The following is a 19,274-nucleotide window of genomic DNA, read 5'->3' as shown; positions in this document are numbered from 1 at the left end:
AACCCAGATCTCAAAGGTCTGGGCGCAGAAGCCCGCGCCGTACCGCCTAAGCGGTCGGCGTCGGGAGTACGTCACAGGCCATCTTTCTATTCTATCGATGCCATTCAACGATCCGCTGCAAATTTCTCGCGCTTTCCTAGCCACCCTGGGAACTCGCATGTTTGTCCATTACGCCGATCGCATTCCCACCGGGGGTGCGGCGCTCATCGTCAGCAATCACCGCAGCTTTATGGATGCACCGTTGCTGATGGCTGCACTGGGACGCCCGATTCGCTTCGCTTGCCATCATTACATGACCCAAGTGCCCGTCTTGCGCGAATTCGTTCACCATTTGGGTTGCCTCCCCTTGCAAGCGAAGGGTCAGCAGCAACATCGGTTTTTCCGCCGCGCCAGAACTCTGCTGCAACAGCAACAAGCCATTGGCGTGTTTCCCGAAGGCGCTTCGCCGATGGTGCGCCTCACCGACCCCACCCAAGTCCAACCGTTTCACCCCGGATTCGCGCACTTGGCGCTCACTGCCCGGGTACCGGATTTAGTCGTGTTACCTGTGGCGATCGCCCCCATCGAAGAACAAGTTTACTCGGCAATCCCGGTGCGCGTCTTGAGCTGGTTTGACCCCTCAGAACCGGATTTCGAGCAAGATAGCTGGCACCCGGTGGTCTTTTATCGTCGGGTGAATGTGGCGATCGCTCGTCCCCACTGGATTCCCTCCCACCACTGGCAACATTGCTCCCGCAAACAGGCAAAAACTCAAATCGACGAGCTGATGAATTACTGTGACTCGGAAATTTCCGCTTTACTTGGCGATCTCTCCTGATGATTTCCCGGCACCTTCAGGGAGAACCTCCCCCGTCTCCCCCATTGACAATTCCCGGGTCTGTTCCCCCCCCTCAGAGGCGATCGCCACTGTTCCTATTGCTCAATTTTTAACCCGACACTCTTTCCTCAATCATGCCACGCGATAATCATTCTACGTTTCACTTCTTAACTGCGCTCTCGATCCAACCCGAAAAGCCGTTGTTCGTGTTTTTACCCGGCATGGATGGCACGGGCAAGTTGCTACAATTGCAGCTCGACAACGGTTTGGGAAATGTTTTCGATATCCGCTGTCTGGCAATCCCCCCAAATGACGTTTCTACCTGGGATCTGCTCGCGCAAAAGGTAGTGGCATTGCTCAGAGTCGAGTTGCGTCAGCATCCTCGGCGAGTGGTTTATCTGTGTGGGGAGTCGTTTGGCGGATGCTTGGCTCTGAAAGTGGCTCTCAAAGCTCCAGACTTGTTTCACCGTTTGATTTTGGTCAACCCGGCGTCTTGTTTTAATCAACGCCCTTGGATGCATATGGGATCCCACGTGAGCGCCTGGTTGCCTCCCGCATTTTATCCCCTCTCGGCGATCGCTCTGTTGCCGTTTTTGGCCGCCCTGGGCCGCATCGGACCGCGCGAACGCAAGGCTCTACTCGCCGCGATGCAGTCGGTTCCCCAGCACATCAGCGCTTGGCGGGTGAATTTATTGCGAGATTTTGAAATCAGCGCCGAGGAACTGGCGCAAATCTCTCAACCAGTTCTGTCGATCGCCGCCACCGCCGATCGCCTCTTGCCTTCCGCCGCTGAATCCACTCGCCTGGTTCGTTACATCCCCGATGCCAAGCAGGTCTTGCTCCCCCAAAGCGGTCATGCCTCTCTGCTCGAAACGGATGTCAATCTTTACCAAATTTTGCAGGAAAACCACTTTTTGCCGACTACCGCGATCGCCAGCACTGCCCGTTAACAAATTGTGACTCTCGCCAGTTGTCTTCTCCCCCATTTCTGTGGTATGATATAGGTTATCGGGTCACTAGCTCAACGGCAGAGCATCGGACTCTTAATCCGCTGGTTCAGGGTTCGAATCCCTGGTGACCCATCCCACGACAATCACGCCACATAACGCTTTCAGCATAAACTTACCCCGCATTCTCCGTCGCTCATGTCGCATGCGATAATGCGGCTTTTGGCTTTTGGGGGGAATACTTAAGCGCAAATTTAGTCCAAATTTAATCCTAGGTCAAAATCAGCCAAATGTGCTGCCGTACAGCACTCTCCCAGTGAAGGTGGAACAGTTTCGACGTCAGCACCAAAGCTTCTGGGTGGATTACTGCCTTGCTCAGCACAACATTGTCCAACTTGCTTGATTAATTTAACATACGGCTGTCGCAATTCCAGGGATTTGACTTGAACTTTTAGCGATTATATCCCTAGATTTTTTGCCGGAATTGTTGCGCGAACCACGGGAGGCCACGCAGCAGATGTAAGGGCAACATGTGCTGAAAAATTCCTCCGGGCGATCGCCACATCCTAACTTGACTCCGATTGGCGGATGGAAAATAACAAACACCGCAACCATTACACTTACACCCCTTCTGAAAAATCCCATTGCAATACCCGATGGCATGGGATTCAATTCCCCCTAACCAACCGCGCTGTTTCCCCCTTAACAAATTATGGCGGGTACCGAGGGCGATCGCCACTCCCCCCATTCCCAACCAACCGCCACAATCGAAACCCTGAACTTGGCTAATTGTCCAGCCTCATCACTCCATCGTTTCCTGCCTCTGCAGTGAAAAAATAAGACGAATAAAACCGCAAAACACATCGGCGTTCACTTGCTCCCCCTGCCTTTTTTGCGGATATCCTTCGGTAAAAAAGCATTTTGCGCCAAGCTTAAAAAGAAAAACTGCACGGAATTCGTGCAGTTGTAGCCTAAGAGAGGAGGAAAGGATTTTAAATCAATTTACTAAAATCGTTGTCAAAGAGGAGACAAATAGGAAGTTCATTAATGCAGGGAATGGAGTTAATAAATGGAGGGATTTAGCACAAAAAATTCGCTTTCATATCTTCCTTAAGATAGATTAATCCACCACCTCCAGCCAGCCGCGACGAATGGCGTGAGACAAACGTTTGAGAGCGGCTTCCTCTTCGGAATTGAGGGGATTGTCTAAGCAAGCATGGAGCATTTCGTGGTGGTGAGTGCTGATGCTGCCCACTTTCCAAGCTTGGCAAAACAGTTCGGCGATTGTGGCATCTGAGAGAAAATAGTGCGGGTTCATAAGGGGAATTTCAACTCTATATTTCAAGTATCAACGCTTTTAAGTGGAACTCCCGTGATCCAATGACTCATCTACCGTGACATCCGCCTGCATTTGCTGTGACAGAAATCACTACTACCTGTAGGGTGGGCAAGGCGTTGCCCACCCTACCCGTGACTTACGCATCTCCACAGCGGGATTGTCCCCGTGGGGAAAAGCCGGATTATTCCAGAGTTCGCACCGTAACGACTTGCGGCGGTGTGGCATCTGGGGGATAAATCAAATCCACTTCCACCAGACGCAGATCTCCCGGTGGCATTTCCAAAGTCAGCAACGGATCCCCCATTTGTCCCCGACGTTGTACCAAATGCCAATAGCGAGTCACTGGAATGCCGCGATCGTTCCTGTAGCGCATCCGAACGGTTCCTCGGAAAAACACCTGTGGCGCGGGAGGTTGCAAAAATCGCAACCCCTGTTTGCTCAAATTCTCTTCTTTCAATGGCGTTTGAAGCAAAACGGTTACGGTTTGGGTGTTGTTGGTGTTATTTTGCAGGGGCAAATTCAACCGATATTCCACCCCGTAATTCCCGTGGGCGCTGTAGGCGGTGTCGGAATAGCTAACCTGCATTGGAGCAGATTGCGCCTGACCGGTTTGCAATCGACCACCGGGTAAGGTACTGATGCCATAGGAAAAGGCGTCTCCCGGTTGGGGAATGTCGAGGGTTTGGGTGATGGGGTTATCTGCGATTGATGCGACCCATTGGGAACCTTTGGAGACGCCGGCGACGCGCCCGTAAATAATTTGTCCGGAGGTTTGGTTGGGAGGAGTGGGGGCGCGATCGCGCGGTCCGGCTAAATCGCCAGTTTCGAGCAAGGTTTCCCATTCTGCCAAAGTGGGCGCTCGTTCGTTCCCTTGGGCATCTTCCCGGGCATACAGGGCCAAACTCGCCAGGTAAACTGTGCCGTTACTTCGCAAGCGCATTAAGGTAGAACGCCCGTTGAGGGGAGGTTCGAGGGTGCGAACCGGGATGGGCAAGTTCATCAGCATTTGACTTGATTGTGGGGGGATGGTCAGTTGCGCCGGCCAAATGTCTTGGCGCTGTTCGCGCAAGATTTCAGTGGTGACGCGATCGCCCGGACCGGCATACACTTCCCCTGTGGGATTGGGAACCATTGGCGGTAATTGAATAAACGGCGCATCGGGTTGGGAAAGATAGCTCGCCGCCTGCAAAATATTTACCGTCACCGGTTCGGAAGTGGGGTTGTGGATGAGAATTCCCAGGTACATCGGGGTGAGGTCTGGCAATTCGCGATCGCCAAAAACGTGATGGGCAAAGATATCGAAGCGCCCGGAAAAGCGGAAGTTTAAATGGGCGGCGGGCACTTGTTTGTTTTCTGGGGGAAAGGTGGAGAGTAAAATGCCCTCGGTGCCAATTTTTTCGGGACTGTTGCTATTAAACATGGGCACGTCATCCAGTTCCCCCGGGAGTGGGCGGACTTCCTGGGGTTTGACGATTTCCTGTGGTTCCGGGGCGGGTTCGGTTTGGGCGATGAGCAGGCTTGACAAAAGGGCGAGAATGTGCATTTGAGAAACGAGGAAAATGAGCGAATCGCTAGGCTATTTATTGTACGGGAGAAAGGCAACTGTTGTTTCGCGATTGGGGAAATTCCTATCCGCCAGTTTTTGATAAAGAATGGTATTCTGAATCGTGGGGTATTCAATACATTGTGATGGGTTTTATTCTGGGGATTAAGGGGAAGAATTGCGAGGTAAATTTTTCTCTGAAGTGGGCGATCGCTGAGGGGGGGAAGGTGACAGAAAAGCTGGGGGAATGGGTAGGGGTTTGAGGGGAGAAAGCGCCCAAAAAAATTCAAGAGCCAAAAGTCAACATTCCATGACTTCTGACTCCTGATGCCTGTAGATTTGCGACGCGATCGCTAGATACTCTGTTCAACCGATTTAAAAATCATCGATAAAAGAACTGAGACGCTGGAGCAATGGATCCACCGGTTTGGGTGGACCGACTGGTTCGGGTTCGGGTTCGGGTTCTGGCTGCGGTTGCGGTTGAGCGTGGGGTTGGGGTGGGGGCTGATAACTCGCGCGCCCTTCATTGAGGGCGATCGCCAACTGCCCCACCTGCAAGCTAAGCTGCTGCACCTGACTTTCCAGGGCATCCAACCGATTCGCCTCTTGGGCGGCTATCCGTTGCTCTATAGAAGCCAATTGCCCTTTTAACTCGGCAATTTCCGCTTCAGCATTATCTGCACTCGCCGAATTCCGGCTAGGTCTAACCGATTCTGGCACGTACAAATATTGCCAAAGCGCCTCTTTACACAAGTCGCTGAAACGCTTGTGGGGTTGCTTCTGTAACTCTTTTTTCACAACCGCCAACAAAGTATGGTCGGCTACCTCATCAGTAAACTCGACCGATTTCTTTGTCTTGTTTGACCAAAATCCCATTAACTACCAGACCTAGAAGAGCGAGTGCTGTAGGATGACGACGCCAATTGTGCCTCTCCGTACAGATATTGCCCCACCGCATTGGCTTGACGAGAAGGCTGAGCTAAATGCGCTCTGAGCTTCGCTTCCTTCAGCAGGGGTTCGAGGTCACTCCAGAAAAATTGGCCGCCACCACCCGTCAGGATAACATCTGTCACCCGTTCTGGCAGCCATGCAATTAATTTGCCAGACAATTCCCGGGCAAAATGTTCGCGCAGATTCGGCAGAAAATCGTCGATATTCGTCGGTTTTGTCGCCCCGCGCGGACGGAAGAAGCGTTCGCCCCGAGGGCGATTCACGGCAGCAATCAAAGACAGAGATTGACTGTCTGCTCCCTCGATTTCCGCTGCCACTCGTTTGTAAAACTCGCTCATGGCAAAGGCTTCGCTCTTCGATGCCCCCCGGGCGAAGCGGAAGTTATCCACCATCAAAAAGTCGGACGTTTGATGTCCGATATCCACGATCGCCACGGAAGTCTTAGAAAAATCCGGAGACGGACCTTTCTTGTCCACCTTTTCTTGCGCTTCACACCAAATCAAGCTACCGTAGCCTTCTGGCATCACCCACACTTTAGTGATATTCAGCGGCACTTGTTCGCCGCGATAGCTCATAATGTGGGGACAAGTCAGCAGGCTGGTAATCTCTTCTTTTTCCCGCTCGAACTCTTCCTGGGAATGATAAGGCAGACCCAGCACGAGTACCAAATCGTCTTTCAGACCAAAATAACCCGCACTGGCTAAAACTTTAGCCAGTGCCTTTTGCACTTTGCTCTCTCCGACGCCGAGATTGGCTCCAAAGTCTGCCGCAAGCTGACCGATCGCGTAACCGCGTCCTTGGTACTCGATCCACATATCCAACAATGGATCCGTGGGACGAGATTCAAACTCCCCGCCGCGCACCTTCTCCACCGGGAGTTCTGCGACGTTGGAGGGAATAAAAACCACTTGGTTCGGATCGCGGCTGACGCAAGCTTTGGTCGCCGTGCGACCCAAATCAACACTCAGAATAGAGGTTCTAAAGGTATTACTAGACGCTTTGCTAGTAACTGCAGTATTTGTGGGCTGTTGGATCGTCATTAAATCTTATAACCTCCCCTAGATTCACCATTATCTTGCCACCAAATCCCAAACATATCAGGATTTTGCTGCAGCGTGAATATTAAGATGATGCGGGCGTTTGTTCAATCATGGCAATACACTCAATTTCTACCCGTACATCCTTGGGTAGACGCGACACCTGAATTGCAGCACGCGCTGGAGCAGTGGCTTCATCGAAATATCGAGCATAGACTGCATTCATCGTGGCAAAATCATTCATATCTGCCAGAAAAACTGTGGTTTTCACCACATCCTGGAAGGTTGCACCCGCAGCAGTCAGGATAGCTTTTATATTGGCCATCACCTGTACGGTCTGTTTTTCCACATCCCCCTGGCCGATTATTTCTCCGGTGGTGGGATCGAGGGAAATTTGACCGGCGACAAACACTAGCTTACCACTAGCGATAATGGCTTGATTGTAAGGCCCAACCGGTGCGGGGGCTTGGTCGGTGTGAATAATTTGTTTACTCATTGAGCGTGATAACCGTTGCGAAGAAGACTGGATCCGGTTCGGTTGTCCCTCGCCAAGGGGCGGGTTCAACACAGCTTGCTGGATTTTACCAGGCTCGGGACTTTTGTCTCTACCTCGCTTAAGTTCTTTAATTGAGTTGGGTGAAATTCTCCGACAGATGTGGGCGCGATCGCTAAGTTTAGGTCTTGCTGGAATAATTTTACTGGATTTGGGGAGCATTAGTGACATTTTCCCCCCGATCGCGGATAATTTTTTGGGGTGGAGTTGCCAGGGTGGGGCACCTCCTCCCCAGCCACTCCACGAAACCCCGGGCGATCGCCGCCACCCGATTTCTCCCTGATTCCCCCCCTCAACTACCGATTCGTCCATTCTTTCTAACTCCCGGAAGTGCAACAGAATCGCTTTCCCCATTTCGATAACTTCTCGATCGCCATCCAGGATCGGCAACGGGTCGTGCCTTGTCCCTCCCTTTGATTTGCATCATTATTTCCGAATCCCCCGGGACAGCGCCTTTTTCCCTTCACCGAATTCCCGGCTTTATTTCCCTGGGTTCGAGCATCAAGAACGCGCGAAAATCGAGACCATAATTGCCTGAAATTGCGCGCAAAAATTATAGTTTTATCTGAGTTAATTTAACAGCAAATATGTTTTTTGTTGTCCCTTTCAAGGATAGCCAAATATGCCGATGCTGATTTATTTTTACCTTGAAAATTATAGAATAAATTCGCAAAACATATTAAGAATTATTCTATTTGTGAATCAATTGCCAACAATTTTTGTTTCAATTTTATGCCATTAAATTTTTGTAATCCGGGGTTACAAGGGCGGGCGGAAGTTATGGAAACGGTAATTGCAATAATCCTGGAGGATGCGATCGTGGTCAAAGCAGAGATTTTCCGGTAAACCATCGTTGGGGTGAAAAATCTCTAAATTTTTCGCATCATCAGACGCTTGAGGGGTACCCATTGCCCGGGCGACAAACACCACGCTGAGGGTATGCTTGCGGGGGTCGCGATTCGGGTCGGAGTAAACGTGGAATTGTTCGAGCAGTTCCACATCTAACCCAGTTTCTTCCTTCGCCTCGCGCACTGCAGCGGTTTCGACCGATTCGCCATAATCCACGAAACCGCCGGGAAGTGCCCAGCCATAGGGGGGATTGAGACGCTCGATCGCGACGATGGGGCGGTTGGGAAAATCCACTAACTCGATAATGATATCAACGGTGGGAATGGGATTGCGATAAGTCATGGAGAAATTCAGGGGTAAAGTAGAGAAAGCAGACCGGGAGGAGAATGGGGACAGAGCAGCCACCGAAACGCGATCGCCATCCAGACCTGGGTCGTTTCCAACCGTTATGGTCGGATGCTGACCTAAAAATGTTCGCGGCCATGATAAAAATGATAGACTCGACACAAGTCGGCTTGCCAGAACGAGTCGGCACAAAGCGATCGTATCTTTTTTTTGCGTAATTCGGCCATGCCTTTTCCCAGATCTAGCGGTATTTTGCTTCACCCCACCTCCTTTCCCAGCCGTTTTGGGATTGGCGACTTAGGCGATGCAGCCCATCGCTTCGTAGATTTTTTAGTAGATAGCGCCCAGCAGTTTTGGCAGATTTTGCCCCTCGGACCGACGGGATATGGCAATTCGCCCTATATGTGCTATTCCGCAATGGCGGGCAATCCGTTCTTGATTAGTCCCGATCGCCTGCGCCAGGAAGGATGGCTAGAGGAAGAAGATTTGTGGCATTTGCCCGAATTCCCGCTCGATCGCGTGGATTACGATCGCGCCTTTGGCATCAAAATGCCTTTATTAGAAAAAGCTTGCCAAAATTTCCGACAAAAAGCGACGCCACAACAGCAACAGGAATTTGAAAAATTCTGCCATAGCAAATCCTATTGGCTAGAAGATTACGCCACCTTTATGGCGATTAAAGGGGCGCAAGAAGGTAAAAGCTGGCATCAATGGGACGAGGCGACGCGCGATCGCCAACCGGAAGCATTAGAAAAATGGCGATCGCAACTCAGTGACGAAATCTTCTTGCATAAATTCCTGCAATTCCAATTTTTCCGCCAATGGTCCGAACTGAAACGCTACACCAACGAAAAAGGCATTTCAATCATCGGTGATATTCCGATTTACGTTGCTCACGATAGTGCCGACGTTTGGTCTCATCGGGAAATCTTTTGCCTGGACGTCAAAACCGGAGAACCGTCGCAAATGGCAGGAGTTCCGCCGGATTATTTCAGCGCCACCGGACAGTTGTGGGGCAATCCGGTTTATCTGTGGAAGCGACTGGAAAAAACCAATTTTAAATGGTGGGTGGAGCGCTTCCGTTCCATGTTAGAATATGTGGATGTAATTCGCATCGACCACTTCCGGGGATTAGAATCATTCTGGTCCGTGCGCCAAGGAGAAGACACCGCCTTAAACGGGAAATGGGTAAAAGCGCCCGGGGAAGCCCTGTTAAAAACCGTGAACGATAAACTGGGCAAATTGCCATTGATTGCGGAAGATTTAGGGGTAATTACGCCAGAAGTAGAGGCCCTGCGAGACCAATTTGAATTTCCCGGAATGAAGATATTGCAATTTGCCTTTGGTTCCGGACCGGGGAATCCCTATTTGCCGTTTAATTTCTATACGCGCAACTGCGTAGTTTATAGTGGAACCCACGACAACGATACAACCGTGGGATGGTTCGATAAACTGCCCGAGCATGAAAAATTAGGCGTGGAGGCGTATGTCGGACCGATTAGTCCCGATGGCATTCATTGGGATATGATTCGAGTGGCGCTCTCTTCGGTAGCAAATCAAGCGATTATTCCCTTCCAAGACTTGTTAGGATTGGGCAGCGATGCGCGGATGAACGTGCCGAGCAAAGCTGGGGGAAATTGGGAGTGGCGGTATCGAGAGGAAGCATTAAACCATCAAGTGAGCGATCGCTTGCGAATGTACACCGAAACCTATGGTCGTCGCCGTTAGTAGGGGAGGCGCAGTTTTCGGGTTAGGGTTCCCAGCGCAGACTGGGAACGAGAGAAAAAAACCTGGTGCGATCGCCCGGTGGTGCTATTCTTCAGCGGGAACCACCACTTCTTCCACCGCACCGGGTGCTCCCATGCGTTTTGCTTGACCGTCATTCACTGCAAACAGAACCCCACCGGCATTTCCGGCGCGCACCACCAATTGCTGATTAGCTTCCCAAGTGCGTTGGGTGCCTTCAGGCAAAGTCCCTTCAAACTCAGTTTTGCCATCGGCGATGATTTGCACCCAGGATGCATCTTGAAAAGTCAGTCCTACCCGCACCGGTTTATTTGGATTACCGGGGGAGGAAACGCTTGCGTCGGCGGTAGCACTTGCCGGCTGAGCGGGAGTTTTGCCGTTACCCGGATCCGATTCATTAACCTGCACCGTGGTGGGGTTTTGCGATCGCATGGCGGTGGTATTCATCACCCCAGATAAGACTTTAACCGAGCAAACAATCAAAACAATATAAAACAAGTACAGATGAATCGGGCGGATTTGAGGCAGAGGTAAATAACGCCACCAGGAAAACTGCAGCGATCGCCATTTCGATCCTACAGGAAACTGTTTGGCGAAAGCAACACCATCCAAACCGAGAGCTTCGGCAAATCTTAACAGAAATCCCTGAATGTAAACTGGTTCGGGGAGCTTTTCGATGCGACCTTCTTCAATCGCTTGCAGCAAACTCTTGCGAATCATCGTTTTAGCGGCGATTTGTTCCAGGGGAATTTGCTGTTGTTCGCGCAGTTGTCGCAATTCGGCTCCCATTTTGGCCAATTTAGTCGCGCGTACTTGCTCGCGATTCAGTGGCGGCTGACTTTTCTGTGTCTTCATATGCCCTGTTCCTCGATCTGTGTTGCTGGCAGGTTCTCTGATGATAGGTGGACTTGAGTGCGTAAAAAACGAATCTCTGAGTCGTTCAAGGGGCGATATTCACCGCAACGCAACTGGGGGTGCCCTGGCGGGTTTAACTCAATCGATCCAATTGCCGTGCGGTGCAACTGAATCACTGGATATCCTAACTGAGCGGCGACCCGGCGAATCTGTCGATTTCTGCCTTCTTTGAGAACGATTTCTAAGCGGGTTTTGGATTTGCGCTCAGCTTCGAGAACTCGAAGCTGAGCGGGGATGGTTTTTCGCCCATCAAGCATCACACCGCGACGCCATTGCTGCAAGATGGATTCCGGCGGATGTCCTTCGACCCAAACCCGATAGGTTTTGGGAATGCAGTGCTTCGGGTGAGTCAGATGGAACGTCAGCATCCCATCATTGGTTAGGAGTAAGGCTCCAGTGGAATCGAAATCCAAGCGGCCCACCGGGTGAATTCCCTGAGAGTCCCGCAATTCGGGAGGCAACAGATGGAGGACGGTGGTGCGTCCTTGGGGATCCGAGCAGGTGGAAACCACTCCTGCCGGTTTGTGCAACAACAGATATACCAGATCGGGTCGATGAGCCGGTTCGATCGCGCGATCGTCCACTTCAATGCGATCGAGCAGAGGATTGGCTTTTTGGCCCAGATGGACCGGTTGGCCATTTAACTTAACCCGTCCTTGCTGAATCATTTTTTCGGCTTGACGGCGTGAGGCAATGCCCCACTGGGAAAGGATTTTTTGCACTCTTTCATCCATCATCTGGATCCGCTGGGCTGCTGGCGTGAACGTAAGATCGGTTTATTTAAAGTCAATCGTAAGCCAGGATAAACGCTGTAAAAATCTTACCGGATAGCATGAGTTACCCTTGGCAGTGGGATCCGGTAGGGGCAGGAGAATGCTAGGGTAAGGGGGTTAAAGACCCACGACTTTGGCCCGCTCGAATTTGCATCGGTGGCATTTGCCAATCCCGATTGATTCTCGCTCCCGCCCATGCTAGTTCTATTTTCCTGCTAAAACGCTGCTGTGTTCATCTAGATTGAATATGAATTCAGGTTTTGATTTGATAAACTTGTCTGCACGATCTCCCGGACCAAGGGTTTCCCCGGGGACGGAGCGGCCCCCATCGCCGCCGGAGAGTGGGAAACCGCGTCAGCTCATTGGTCGGGTGCTGTCAAAGGCGGTAGAGCTGTGGTTGCGATCGCAGGTGGAGGCGATCGACACTCTACAGGTGACGGTGACGGCGGACGATCGCCAACTCCTGCAAGGTAGCATTCCGCAGGTTTTTATCCGAGCTTCTGGTGCGCTCTATCAAGGCTTGCACCTGAGCCACATCGAACTGTGCTGTCGCTGCATTCGGGTCAATTTGTCCCAAGTCTTGCGCGGGAAACCCCTGCGCTTGTTAGAACCCTTGCCGGCCACCGTTAGACTAGAACTCACCGAAGCGGATTTGAATGCCTCCCTACAGGCGCCTTTGCTCGCCAATGCCTTGAGCGAATTGTTGCGTCCCTTGCTGGGGGCGGAAAATTTGGAGAACTCTGGCGCTTTGCAGTGGCATCGCGCGCAGATGCATTGCGACGTGCAAACTCTCACCCTCACCGGGTGCTGTCCCTCGGAGGGGAACCGCGCCGACCCCTTTCTCTTGCGGATGGGATTGGAATTAGCTAGCCCGCATCAACTGCATTTTGTCAATCCGTCGATTCAGAGAACTGCTACCGCAGCGATCGCACCGTTAGAGAGTTTTACCCTGGAGTTAGGCTCACAAGTGGCGATCGAACAATTCATCTGGACGCCGGGACAATGGGAATGTGGCGGACGACTTACCGTGATGCCATAAATCACCCCATCGCGATCGCTGGGGGCGGTGGTAGAGACGCGATAAATCGCGTCTCTACCGGCGTGCGTTCCCGGGTGATACGGGGAACGAGTCAAGCGGTTAGGGAAATAGGGGTAAGAACAGAGTGACGAAATAATAGACCAATGGTGCGGTAAACACATAGCTATCGGTGCGATCGAGAATGCCACCGTGACCCGGAATCAGTTTGCCCGAGTCCTTAACCCCCGCATCGCGTTTCATCAGGGATTCAATTAAATCGCCCAACAGACTCGCCACCCCCAGCAACATGCCGAATGCCACGCCGGTGCCTTGCCAAGCGGGCCAGCCGAGATACCACGCGCCGGTGGTGGCGAGAATCACGCTACTCACCACGCCAAAAATCGCACCTTCCACGGTTTTTTTCGGACTGATATCCGAAAGGGGAGTGCGGCCAAATTGCTTACCGCCGAGATAAGCTGCCGAATCGGCGGTAGAGATACAAATAAACGAGAGCAATGTAACCGTAAGACCGGGGGGTAATGCGGCGAAATTCGCCCAATTTTCCGGCCAATATCCATTGAACGGGAGATTGCTGAAGGCTGCGGTGCCTAGGGTGCGTAAGCGCACCCAAAAACTGGGTAAATAACCAATATAAAACAACCCGAGAATTGAGGCGGCTAAGTCAGCGATGGTAGCCATTTTCGGCTTAAACAGCAAGTAGAAACAAATGCAAGTTCCGGCGATGGGTAACAGTGCATCGGCGAGGTGAGAATCCACTGTAGAAAAGACCAGCAGGGAGAGACTGAAAAATAAGCTAGTTTTCGCGGCGGGGACAACTCCTTTTGCGCGCACTAGCTCCAAGTATTCCAGATGGCCGAGAACAATCAAAATCCCTACCCCGAAGGTAAAGTACCAGCCTCCCACGAAGGTGATTCCGAGGGCGAGGACAAGCGCAACAATCGTACTGACAATCCGAGACCAAGGCATAGAATAATGATGTTTAATTCAATACAGCGGTAGGGTAAAATAAAGCCTTTCCGGGGGTTTAGGAGAACTCGCCAGGGCGTGAATCCCCTCAGAATAAAGATTAACTAAATCTTAATCATCTTGGGGGGCAAGGGTGGAGAGGATTGGCTCGATCGCGGGAGAAAAAGGGGTTTTCCAGTGCATTGCGCCGATCGCGCCGGATCCCCACCGCCGCTTACAGGGAGGGGCTTTCTCACTCGAGTTTTTCACCACTGAGAATAAAAATTGGATCCACAGCAGCAAAGGTTTGACTGGTGCCTCGGGTTTCTAAACGGTTTACCGAGCATTGCACCACCTCCACATTGCGAGCTTGCAACTCGGCAAAGGCTTCGGAAATCGCATAGAGGTTTTCCAGATTGGCGGCGGTGGCGACAATGCGCCCTTGGGGTTGTAAATAGGTCCAGGCTTCATTCAAAATGGCTTTGATGGGTCGTCCGCCTTCAATGCAAACGCGATTGGGCGGATAGGGAAGCTGGTGCAGGCATTCAGGGGCACGACCTTCGATGACTTGTACGTTTTTCACCTCAAAGCGATCGCAGTTATGGCGAATTAACGAGGCCACTTCCTCATCGCGCTCCACGGCAATAATCCGCCCTTCAGGACACAATAACCCAGTTTCCACCGGAATGGTGCCGGTGCCGGCCCCAATATCCCACAGTACCGAATCGACTTCGACGCGCAACTGAGACAGCAGCAGCAGCCTGGTTTCGCGCTTGCTCATGGGAATCCCGGGGAGGCGATCGAATAAATCATCTGGAATCCCTGGCGTCATATATGGCCACAGAGAGGAAGGCATAGTTCACCATCATCAACGCGATTGTTGCGCCATCGGGGAAGACCCGATCGCGGCTAGAAAGTATGTTCTTTTGTTAATCCTGTGATTTTCCATTGGCTTTTAGCAACAATTTTAATCTTTATTTTCTCCAGACAAACAATGGTATCTTATCGCAGTTAAAAACCCAATTTTGTCAGCGATCGCACTGTAGGCGATCGCGATTTTTCACCCCGCGATCGCTTGAATCGTCTGCAGGGTGGGATCCGCCAATCCGGTTATCCTCCCCCCATTGGCGCGAACCTGCTGCAAGTAATCGATCGCGGCGGCGCAAATTGTCTCTCCGGGCATCAATACCGGAATTCCCGGCGGATAGGGACAGACTAACTCGGCACTGATTCTCCCCACACACTGGCGGATTTCCACGGTTTCCACCGGGGCGAAAAACGCCTCGCGCGGGGAAAGGGGGCGGGCCGGCAGGGGCGCAGGGGGACAGGGGGGCGGCGATGCTGGGGGACGGCGGTAGTGGGCGCTGAGGGTTTTAAACGCCGCCACCAGACGTTCGATGTCGTCGCCACGATTGCCTAAAGAAATAATAAAGGTTAGATGGCGGGCCGAGGGTAATTCGCAGGTGACGCCGAGTTTTTCGTGGAGGATTTCATCGGCTTGATAGCCATTAAGCCCCAATTGCGTCACCTTGACGGTGAGACGGGTGCGATCGCCCCGGTCAAATCCGGCCCGCTTCGGGGGGGAACTCTCCAATACCGAGATGCCCTGAATCGCTTCTAGCCTTGCCCGGGCGTCATCTGCCAGGTTGAGGGTTCTTTCCATTAACGCCTCGCCGTGGAGGGCCATTTGGCGGCGGGCTGCATCCAGTGACGCCAGCAGCAGATAGCTGGGACTGGTGGAGTGTATCAATTGCAAGGCGGCGGAGATTCGCTGGGGGTCGATGCGGTGGCCCTGCAGGTGCAACATGGAGGCTTGGGTCATGGCCCCGAGGACTTTGTGAATCGACTGCACGGATAGGTCGGCCCCGGCTTGCAGGGCGGGGGTGGGTAAATCGGGATGAAAGGCAAAATGGGGACCGTGGGCTTCATCGACTAATAAGGGAATGCCCTGCTGATGGACGATATCGGCGATCGCTTCGATATCGCCACAGATGCCCTGATAGGTGGGATACACCATCATCACCGCTTTCGCATCCGGATGCTGGGCCAGGGCCGCCGCCACCGCCTCGGGGGTGATGCTTAAGGGTAAATCCCACTCTGGGTGGTATTCGGGATTGATGAAAACCGGCACTGCGCCGGATAAGATTAAGCCGGAAATAGCGGACTGATGAGTGTTGCGCGGGAGGATGATTTTTTCTCCGGGGGCGAGGGTGGCTAATATGCCGGCGATCGCGCCTCCGGTGGATCCATTGACCGAGAACCAGGTGCGATCGGCCCCAAATGCCTGGGCGGCTAATTGCTGCGCTTGGGCGATCGCTCCTTGGGGGGCAAATAAGTTATCCAATTCGGGCAATTCGGGCAAATCGGCTTGAAATACCGCTTGCCCGCATAAATCTCCCAAGGATTGGGCAATTCCGCGTCCGCCTTTGTGTCCGGGGGCGTAAAAGGGGGCGCGATCGCTGCGGGCACAGTGTTGCAAGGTTTCTAACAGGGGGGCTTGGCTTTGTGAATTCACCATTAATAATTTATCCGGTTGCGAGGGTTGGAAAGTTGCTGGATTTTTTCGGTAAAATAGGCTTCTTGATAGTTTAATTGTCGGGCGATTTCTAAGGCATTTTTAAAGGCGCGCTCGGCGTTGGCATAGTTGTTTTGTTCGAGGTGCAGTTGGCCGATTTCGTCGTAGGTATTCATAATTCCGTAAAGGTTGTAAGCCCGGCGATCGACCAGTAATAAGGCTTCATAAACTTCCAAGGCGGCGTCGATTTGTTCGGCATTTTTATAAATTCTGGCTAGGGCTTGCAGGGCGTCGCGGGCAATGTAAAATTGCTGCTGCGCCCAGGCAAGGGTATAGGTTTCTTGATAGGTATTGATGGCGGATTGCAGGTAGCCGAGGGTTTCGTAGTCGGTGGCGATCGCTAGTTTTAATTCGGGGATTTTTTGCCCGGATTCTGGGGTGGAATAATATCTCACCAGCCGTTGGCGCATGGCAATGGCTTTTTCTAGTCGATTGGCTTGGGTGTAGATAAATGCTAGGTCTTCGATGTAGGCAATTTGTTGGGGGACGTTGCCTCGGGATGTGGCAATATTGAGGAGCTGTTCGTAAGGGGCGGCGGCATTGGCGTAATCGAGTTTTTCCAGATACAATCCACCGATGAGGGTTAAGGCGGCTTCTTGGGCGGGGATGTCTTGGCGATCGCGGGCGTGGGTGAGGATTTGTCGATACACTTGGATGGCAAAATCGCGCGATCGCAGCACTTGAAATCCCTGGCCTAATCGTTCGAGAAGGCTTAATTCGCAGGTTTGTTCTCCGGTACAATTGGCTTGATAAATGGCGGCCATTCGTCCTTCGATGAATTGCACTGGGGTGATTTGTTCTCGTTCCCAGGCGATCGCCCCCACTCGCGTCAGGGCTTCCACTTCGGTTTCCGGTCCAAAATAGCGCCGCAATCGCAATTCTCGATACCAAATTTCAAACGCTTCCCTGGTATTTCCTGCGGCTAATTCGGCAGATGCTTCGCCGTTGAGTTCGTCTAATGCTGTATCTAATTCTCGTAATTGTTCTGCAGTTAATTCCTCGTTTTTTTTGGGCGGTTTTGGCAATAACGGATCGGGGGCGATCGCTTCTAATGGATTGGGCGGCAATGGCGGCGGGTCGGAGTTCCCCCCACGAGACAATACTGGATTACCATATCCCAGGCAAAAAGTCAAGAGCAAACCGGAAAAAATTCGGAAAAAATTGCGGTTTCGCTGCGGATTGCTGGCGAGGTTGTGGCTTATTGCCTCAGACTTTTTCTGGGCATGAATTTTATTCATCAAATTTGGCCGTTTTTTTTGACTGTTGCCCCGATGCGGTGAAGCTTTGGGAAGAAAAAATAACCGATTTTTGCGTTGATGGTTTGGGGGGTAGCGGTGAAAACGGGATTGGCTAATTTTGTTAGAGTAAAAACCGGAGTTCGTGCAATGAATCATGGGAGGTTAATAATGAACCCGCGCAGATTTAGATGGTTCCGGTGGCCGATCGCGGTCATTCTCGCTTTGTCCTGTTTGCTGACATCCTGTAGTTTGCCCCAAGTTAACGCCCAAGAACGGATGTTTCTCGGCCTTTCTCTGGAGTTTGTGGACGAATACACCCTACCCAAACAGCGGTTTGAGGATACGCCCGTGGGCGGGTTATCGGGAATTACCTACGATCGCCAGCGCGATCGGTTTTATGCCATCTCGGACGATCGCGGGTATTATGCCCCCGCCCGCTTCTATACCCTAAAACTGATTTTGGATTCTAACAGTTCCGAGGCGCTTCGCATCAAAAAAATCGAAGTGGAGGATATGACCACCCTGCAAGATGAAGCGGGCAACCCTTATGCGATCGGCGCCATTAACCCGGAAGGAATTGCCTTTGCTGCGCCCAATAGTCTGTTTATCTCCTCTGAAGGCGTCTCGCGCAAGGGGATTCCCCCTTTTCTCCATGAGGTGAATCGCGAAACCGGGGCTTTCTTGCGAAATGTACCCCTCCCAAAGCGCTATCTTCCCGATGAGAAAGAAAAACAAACTGTCGGGGTACAGGATAATTTGGGGTTGGAATCTCTGACTCTCAACCCGCGCGGGTATGGGGATGCTAGTGTGAATCCCTATCGTCTGTTTACCGCTACGGAAGCGCCTTTGCTACAGGATGTGGATGACCCAGAAGCAGAACTCGCCCCGAAAAATCGCTTGCTGCACTATCTGATCGGCGATGGACCGCCTGTGCTGATTTCGGAAAATCTTTACCCTCTGGATAATAGCGCCCGGTGGAGTATTTATAATGGTTTAACCGAATTATTGGCATTGCGCCAAGGCGGTCATTTGTTGAGTTTAGAACGGTCTTTTGGCTTAACGGGATTTGGGGCAAAAATTTTTGAAATTACGACCGGTAGCGCGACGGATACTTCGCGAATTGCTAGTTTGAAAGGGCAACTGACGAAAGTAGAACCGGTTGGCAAAAATTTACTGTTCGATTTGAGCGAGTTGGGCATGGCGGTGGACAATCTGGAAGGCATGACTCTCGGCCCGGTTTTGCCCGATGGGAGTGAAAGTTTGATTGTGGTTGGCGACAATAATTTTAATCCCGATCGCGGCACGCAGTTTTTATTATTTCGCCTGCGATCGCGCTAAATGAGCCAAGGGTTGATATTAACTCGTTTCACTCGTTCCCCCCAGGGGGGAACGTCCCACCCCTCCGCCTCCCCCCCCAATAAATGCGCAAAATAATTTGCACCCTTGCTTAATTCCCCGCTGGGCGATCGGGTTATTCCAACAAACTCATTCTACCGCCTCCGGTAAAATTATTTTAGGTTCTACCGAACCTGGTATGTAAAATCCTCGCGCATCAGACAAAAAACACTTGCTACGAGAGCGTTTGAGGCCAGCCTTGCCTGTTCTTGATAAGGAAAGAAATTTGCAGAGGACTCAATATTGCTGCTGGCAAAGGTTTGATTG

Annotated in this window: 18 protein-coding genes and 1 tRNA gene; 7 read left to right on the top strand and 12 right to left on the bottom strand. The window is 51.9% G+C overall.

All coding sequences use genetic code 11. From position 1 onward, the window contains the following. The 3 genes from AC0QH1_RS02570 to AC0QH1_RS02560 form a co-directional block, all read left to right on the top strand. The coding region (locus tag AC0QH1_RS02570) for a lysophospholipid acyltransferase family protein (RefSeq protein WP_324629225.1) at positions 1 to 817 on the top strand (817 nt) is incomplete at its 5' end. A 134-nt stretch (positions 818 to 951) separates the two neighbouring features. After that, positions 952 to 1,767 (top strand): alpha/beta fold hydrolase, encoded by an 816-nt coding sequence (locus tag AC0QH1_RS02565; RefSeq protein ID WP_324629224.1) that lies wholly within the window; start codon positions 952 to 954, stop codon positions 1,765 to 1,767. Between the two features lie 60 nt (positions 1,768 to 1,827). Then, positions 1,828 to 1,899, top strand: a tRNA-Lys gene (locus tag AC0QH1_RS02560). 985 nt (positions 1,900 to 2,884) lie between these two features. Here the strand turns inward: AC0QH1_RS02560 and AC0QH1_RS02555 are convergent. From AC0QH1_RS02555 to AC0QH1_RS02530, 6 genes are all read right to left on the bottom strand, one after another. Further along, complete coding sequence (locus tag AC0QH1_RS02555) at positions 2,885 to 3,082, bottom strand: hypothetical protein (RefSeq protein WP_324629223.1); 198 nt, start codon at positions 3,080 to 3,082, stop codon at positions 2,885 to 2,887. 202 nt (positions 3,083 to 3,284) lie between these two features. Further along, on the bottom strand, positions 3,285 to 4,640 hold the full coding sequence (locus AC0QH1_RS02550; protein ID WP_442957268.1) for a DUF3370 domain-containing protein: 1,356 nt from the start codon (positions 4,638 to 4,640) through the stop codon (positions 3,285 to 3,287). A gap of 381 nt (positions 4,641 to 5,021) precedes the next feature. Beyond that, the gene (gene fcmC / locus AC0QH1_RS02545) at positions 5,022 to 5,522 is read right to left on the bottom strand and encodes a filament morphology membrane protein FcmC (protein ID WP_473154726.1); all 501 of its coding nucleotides are present in this window, start codon (positions 5,520 to 5,522) and stop codon (positions 5,022 to 5,024) included. Next, complete coding sequence (fcmB, locus tag AC0QH1_RS02540; protein ID WP_324629219.1) at positions 5,522 to 6,637, bottom strand: filament morphology actin-like protein FcmB; 1,116 nt, start codon at positions 6,635 to 6,637, stop codon at positions 5,522 to 5,524. The genes fcmC and fcmB overlap by 1 nt, the downstream gene beginning before the upstream one ends. An 82-nt stretch (positions 6,638 to 6,719) precedes the next feature. Next, positions 6,720 to 7,130: a RidA family protein gene (locus AC0QH1_RS02535; protein ID WP_324629218.1), complete on the bottom strand. Its 411-nt coding sequence runs from the start codon at positions 7,128 to 7,130 to the stop codon at positions 6,720 to 6,722. A gap of 816 nt (positions 7,131 to 7,946) precedes the next feature. Beyond that, positions 7,947 to 8,378: an NUDIX hydrolase gene (locus AC0QH1_RS02530; protein ID WP_324629217.1), complete on the bottom strand. Its 432-nt coding sequence runs from the start codon at positions 8,376 to 8,378 to the stop codon at positions 7,947 to 7,949. Between the two features lie 44 nt (positions 8,379 to 8,422). On the opposite strand from AC0QH1_RS02530, the gene AC0QH1_RS02525 reads away from it, so the two are divergent. Next, positions 8,423 to 8,599, top strand: coding sequence for a hypothetical protein (locus AC0QH1_RS02525; RefSeq protein ID WP_324629216.1), 177 nt, complete (start codon positions 8,423 to 8,425; stop codon positions 8,597 to 8,599). A gap of 7 nt (positions 8,600 to 8,606) precedes the next feature. Beyond that, the gene (gene malQ, locus AC0QH1_RS02520) at positions 8,607 to 10,109 is read left to right on the top strand and encodes a 4-alpha-glucanotransferase (RefSeq protein ID WP_324629215.1); all 1,503 of its coding nucleotides are present in this window, start codon (positions 8,607 to 8,609) and stop codon (positions 10,107 to 10,109) included. 84 nt (positions 10,110 to 10,193) lie between these two features. On the opposite strand, the gene AC0QH1_RS02515 is transcribed toward malQ, so the two are convergent. Together AC0QH1_RS02515 and AC0QH1_RS02510 are read right to left on the bottom strand one after the other, a co-directional pair. Further along, the gene (locus tag AC0QH1_RS02515; protein ID WP_324629214.1) at positions 10,194 to 10,982 is read right to left on the bottom strand and encodes a helix-turn-helix domain-containing protein; all 789 of its coding nucleotides are present in this window, start codon (positions 10,980 to 10,982) and stop codon (positions 10,194 to 10,196) included. Continuing rightward, positions 10,979 to 11,776, bottom strand: coding sequence for a pseudouridine synthase (locus AC0QH1_RS02510; protein ID WP_324629226.1), 798 nt, complete (start codon positions 11,774 to 11,776; stop codon positions 10,979 to 10,981). Before AC0QH1_RS02510 ends, AC0QH1_RS02515 begins: the two co-directional genes overlap by 4 nt. Before the next feature lie 313 nt (positions 11,777 to 12,089). On the opposite strand from AC0QH1_RS02510, the gene AC0QH1_RS02505 reads away from it, so the two are divergent. Further along, positions 12,090 to 12,854, top strand: a complete 765-nt coding sequence (locus AC0QH1_RS02505) for an LmeA family phospholipid-binding protein (RefSeq protein WP_324629213.1) — start codon at positions 12,090 to 12,092, stop codon at positions 12,852 to 12,854. Positions 12,855 to 12,953: 99 nt separating this feature from the next. Here AC0QH1_RS02505 and AC0QH1_RS02500 read toward each other — a convergent pair whose 3' ends face one another. The 4 genes from AC0QH1_RS02500 to AC0QH1_RS02485 form a co-directional block, all read right to left on the bottom strand. Next, entirely contained in the window at positions 12,954 to 13,820 is an 867-nt protein-coding gene (locus AC0QH1_RS02500; RefSeq protein WP_324629212.1) for a phosphatidate cytidylyltransferase, read from the bottom strand. A 232-nt stretch (positions 13,821 to 14,052) separates the two neighbouring features. After that, positions 14,053 to 14,655, bottom strand: a complete 603-nt coding sequence (cbiT, locus tag AC0QH1_RS02495; protein ID WP_324629211.1) for a precorrin-6Y C5,15-methyltransferase subunit CbiT — start codon at positions 14,653 to 14,655, stop codon at positions 14,053 to 14,055. A gap of 204 nt (positions 14,656 to 14,859) precedes the next feature. Continuing rightward, positions 14,860 to 16,317, bottom strand: coding sequence for an aminotransferase class I/II-fold pyridoxal phosphate-dependent enzyme (locus tag AC0QH1_RS02490; protein ID WP_324629210.1), 1,458 nt, complete (start codon positions 16,315 to 16,317; stop codon positions 14,860 to 14,862). Beyond that, the gene (locus AC0QH1_RS02485; protein WP_324629209.1) at positions 16,317 to 17,612 is read right to left on the bottom strand and encodes a tetratricopeptide repeat protein; all 1,296 of its coding nucleotides are present in this window, start codon (positions 17,610 to 17,612) and stop codon (positions 16,317 to 16,319) included. The genes AC0QH1_RS02490 and AC0QH1_RS02485 overlap by 1 nt, the downstream gene beginning before the upstream one ends. Positions 17,613 to 17,780: 168 nt before the next feature. On the opposite strand from AC0QH1_RS02485, the gene AC0QH1_RS02480 reads away from it, so the two are divergent. After that, complete coding sequence (locus AC0QH1_RS02480; RefSeq protein WP_324629208.1) at positions 17,781 to 18,950, top strand: esterase-like activity of phytase family protein; 1,170 nt, start codon at positions 17,781 to 17,783, stop codon at positions 18,948 to 18,950. Positions 18,951 to 19,274: the final 324 nt, after the last annotated feature.

Source organism: Phormidium sp. CCY1219 (assembly GCF_055795085.1).
This window is presented reverse-complemented; position numbering and strand designations above follow the sequence as displayed.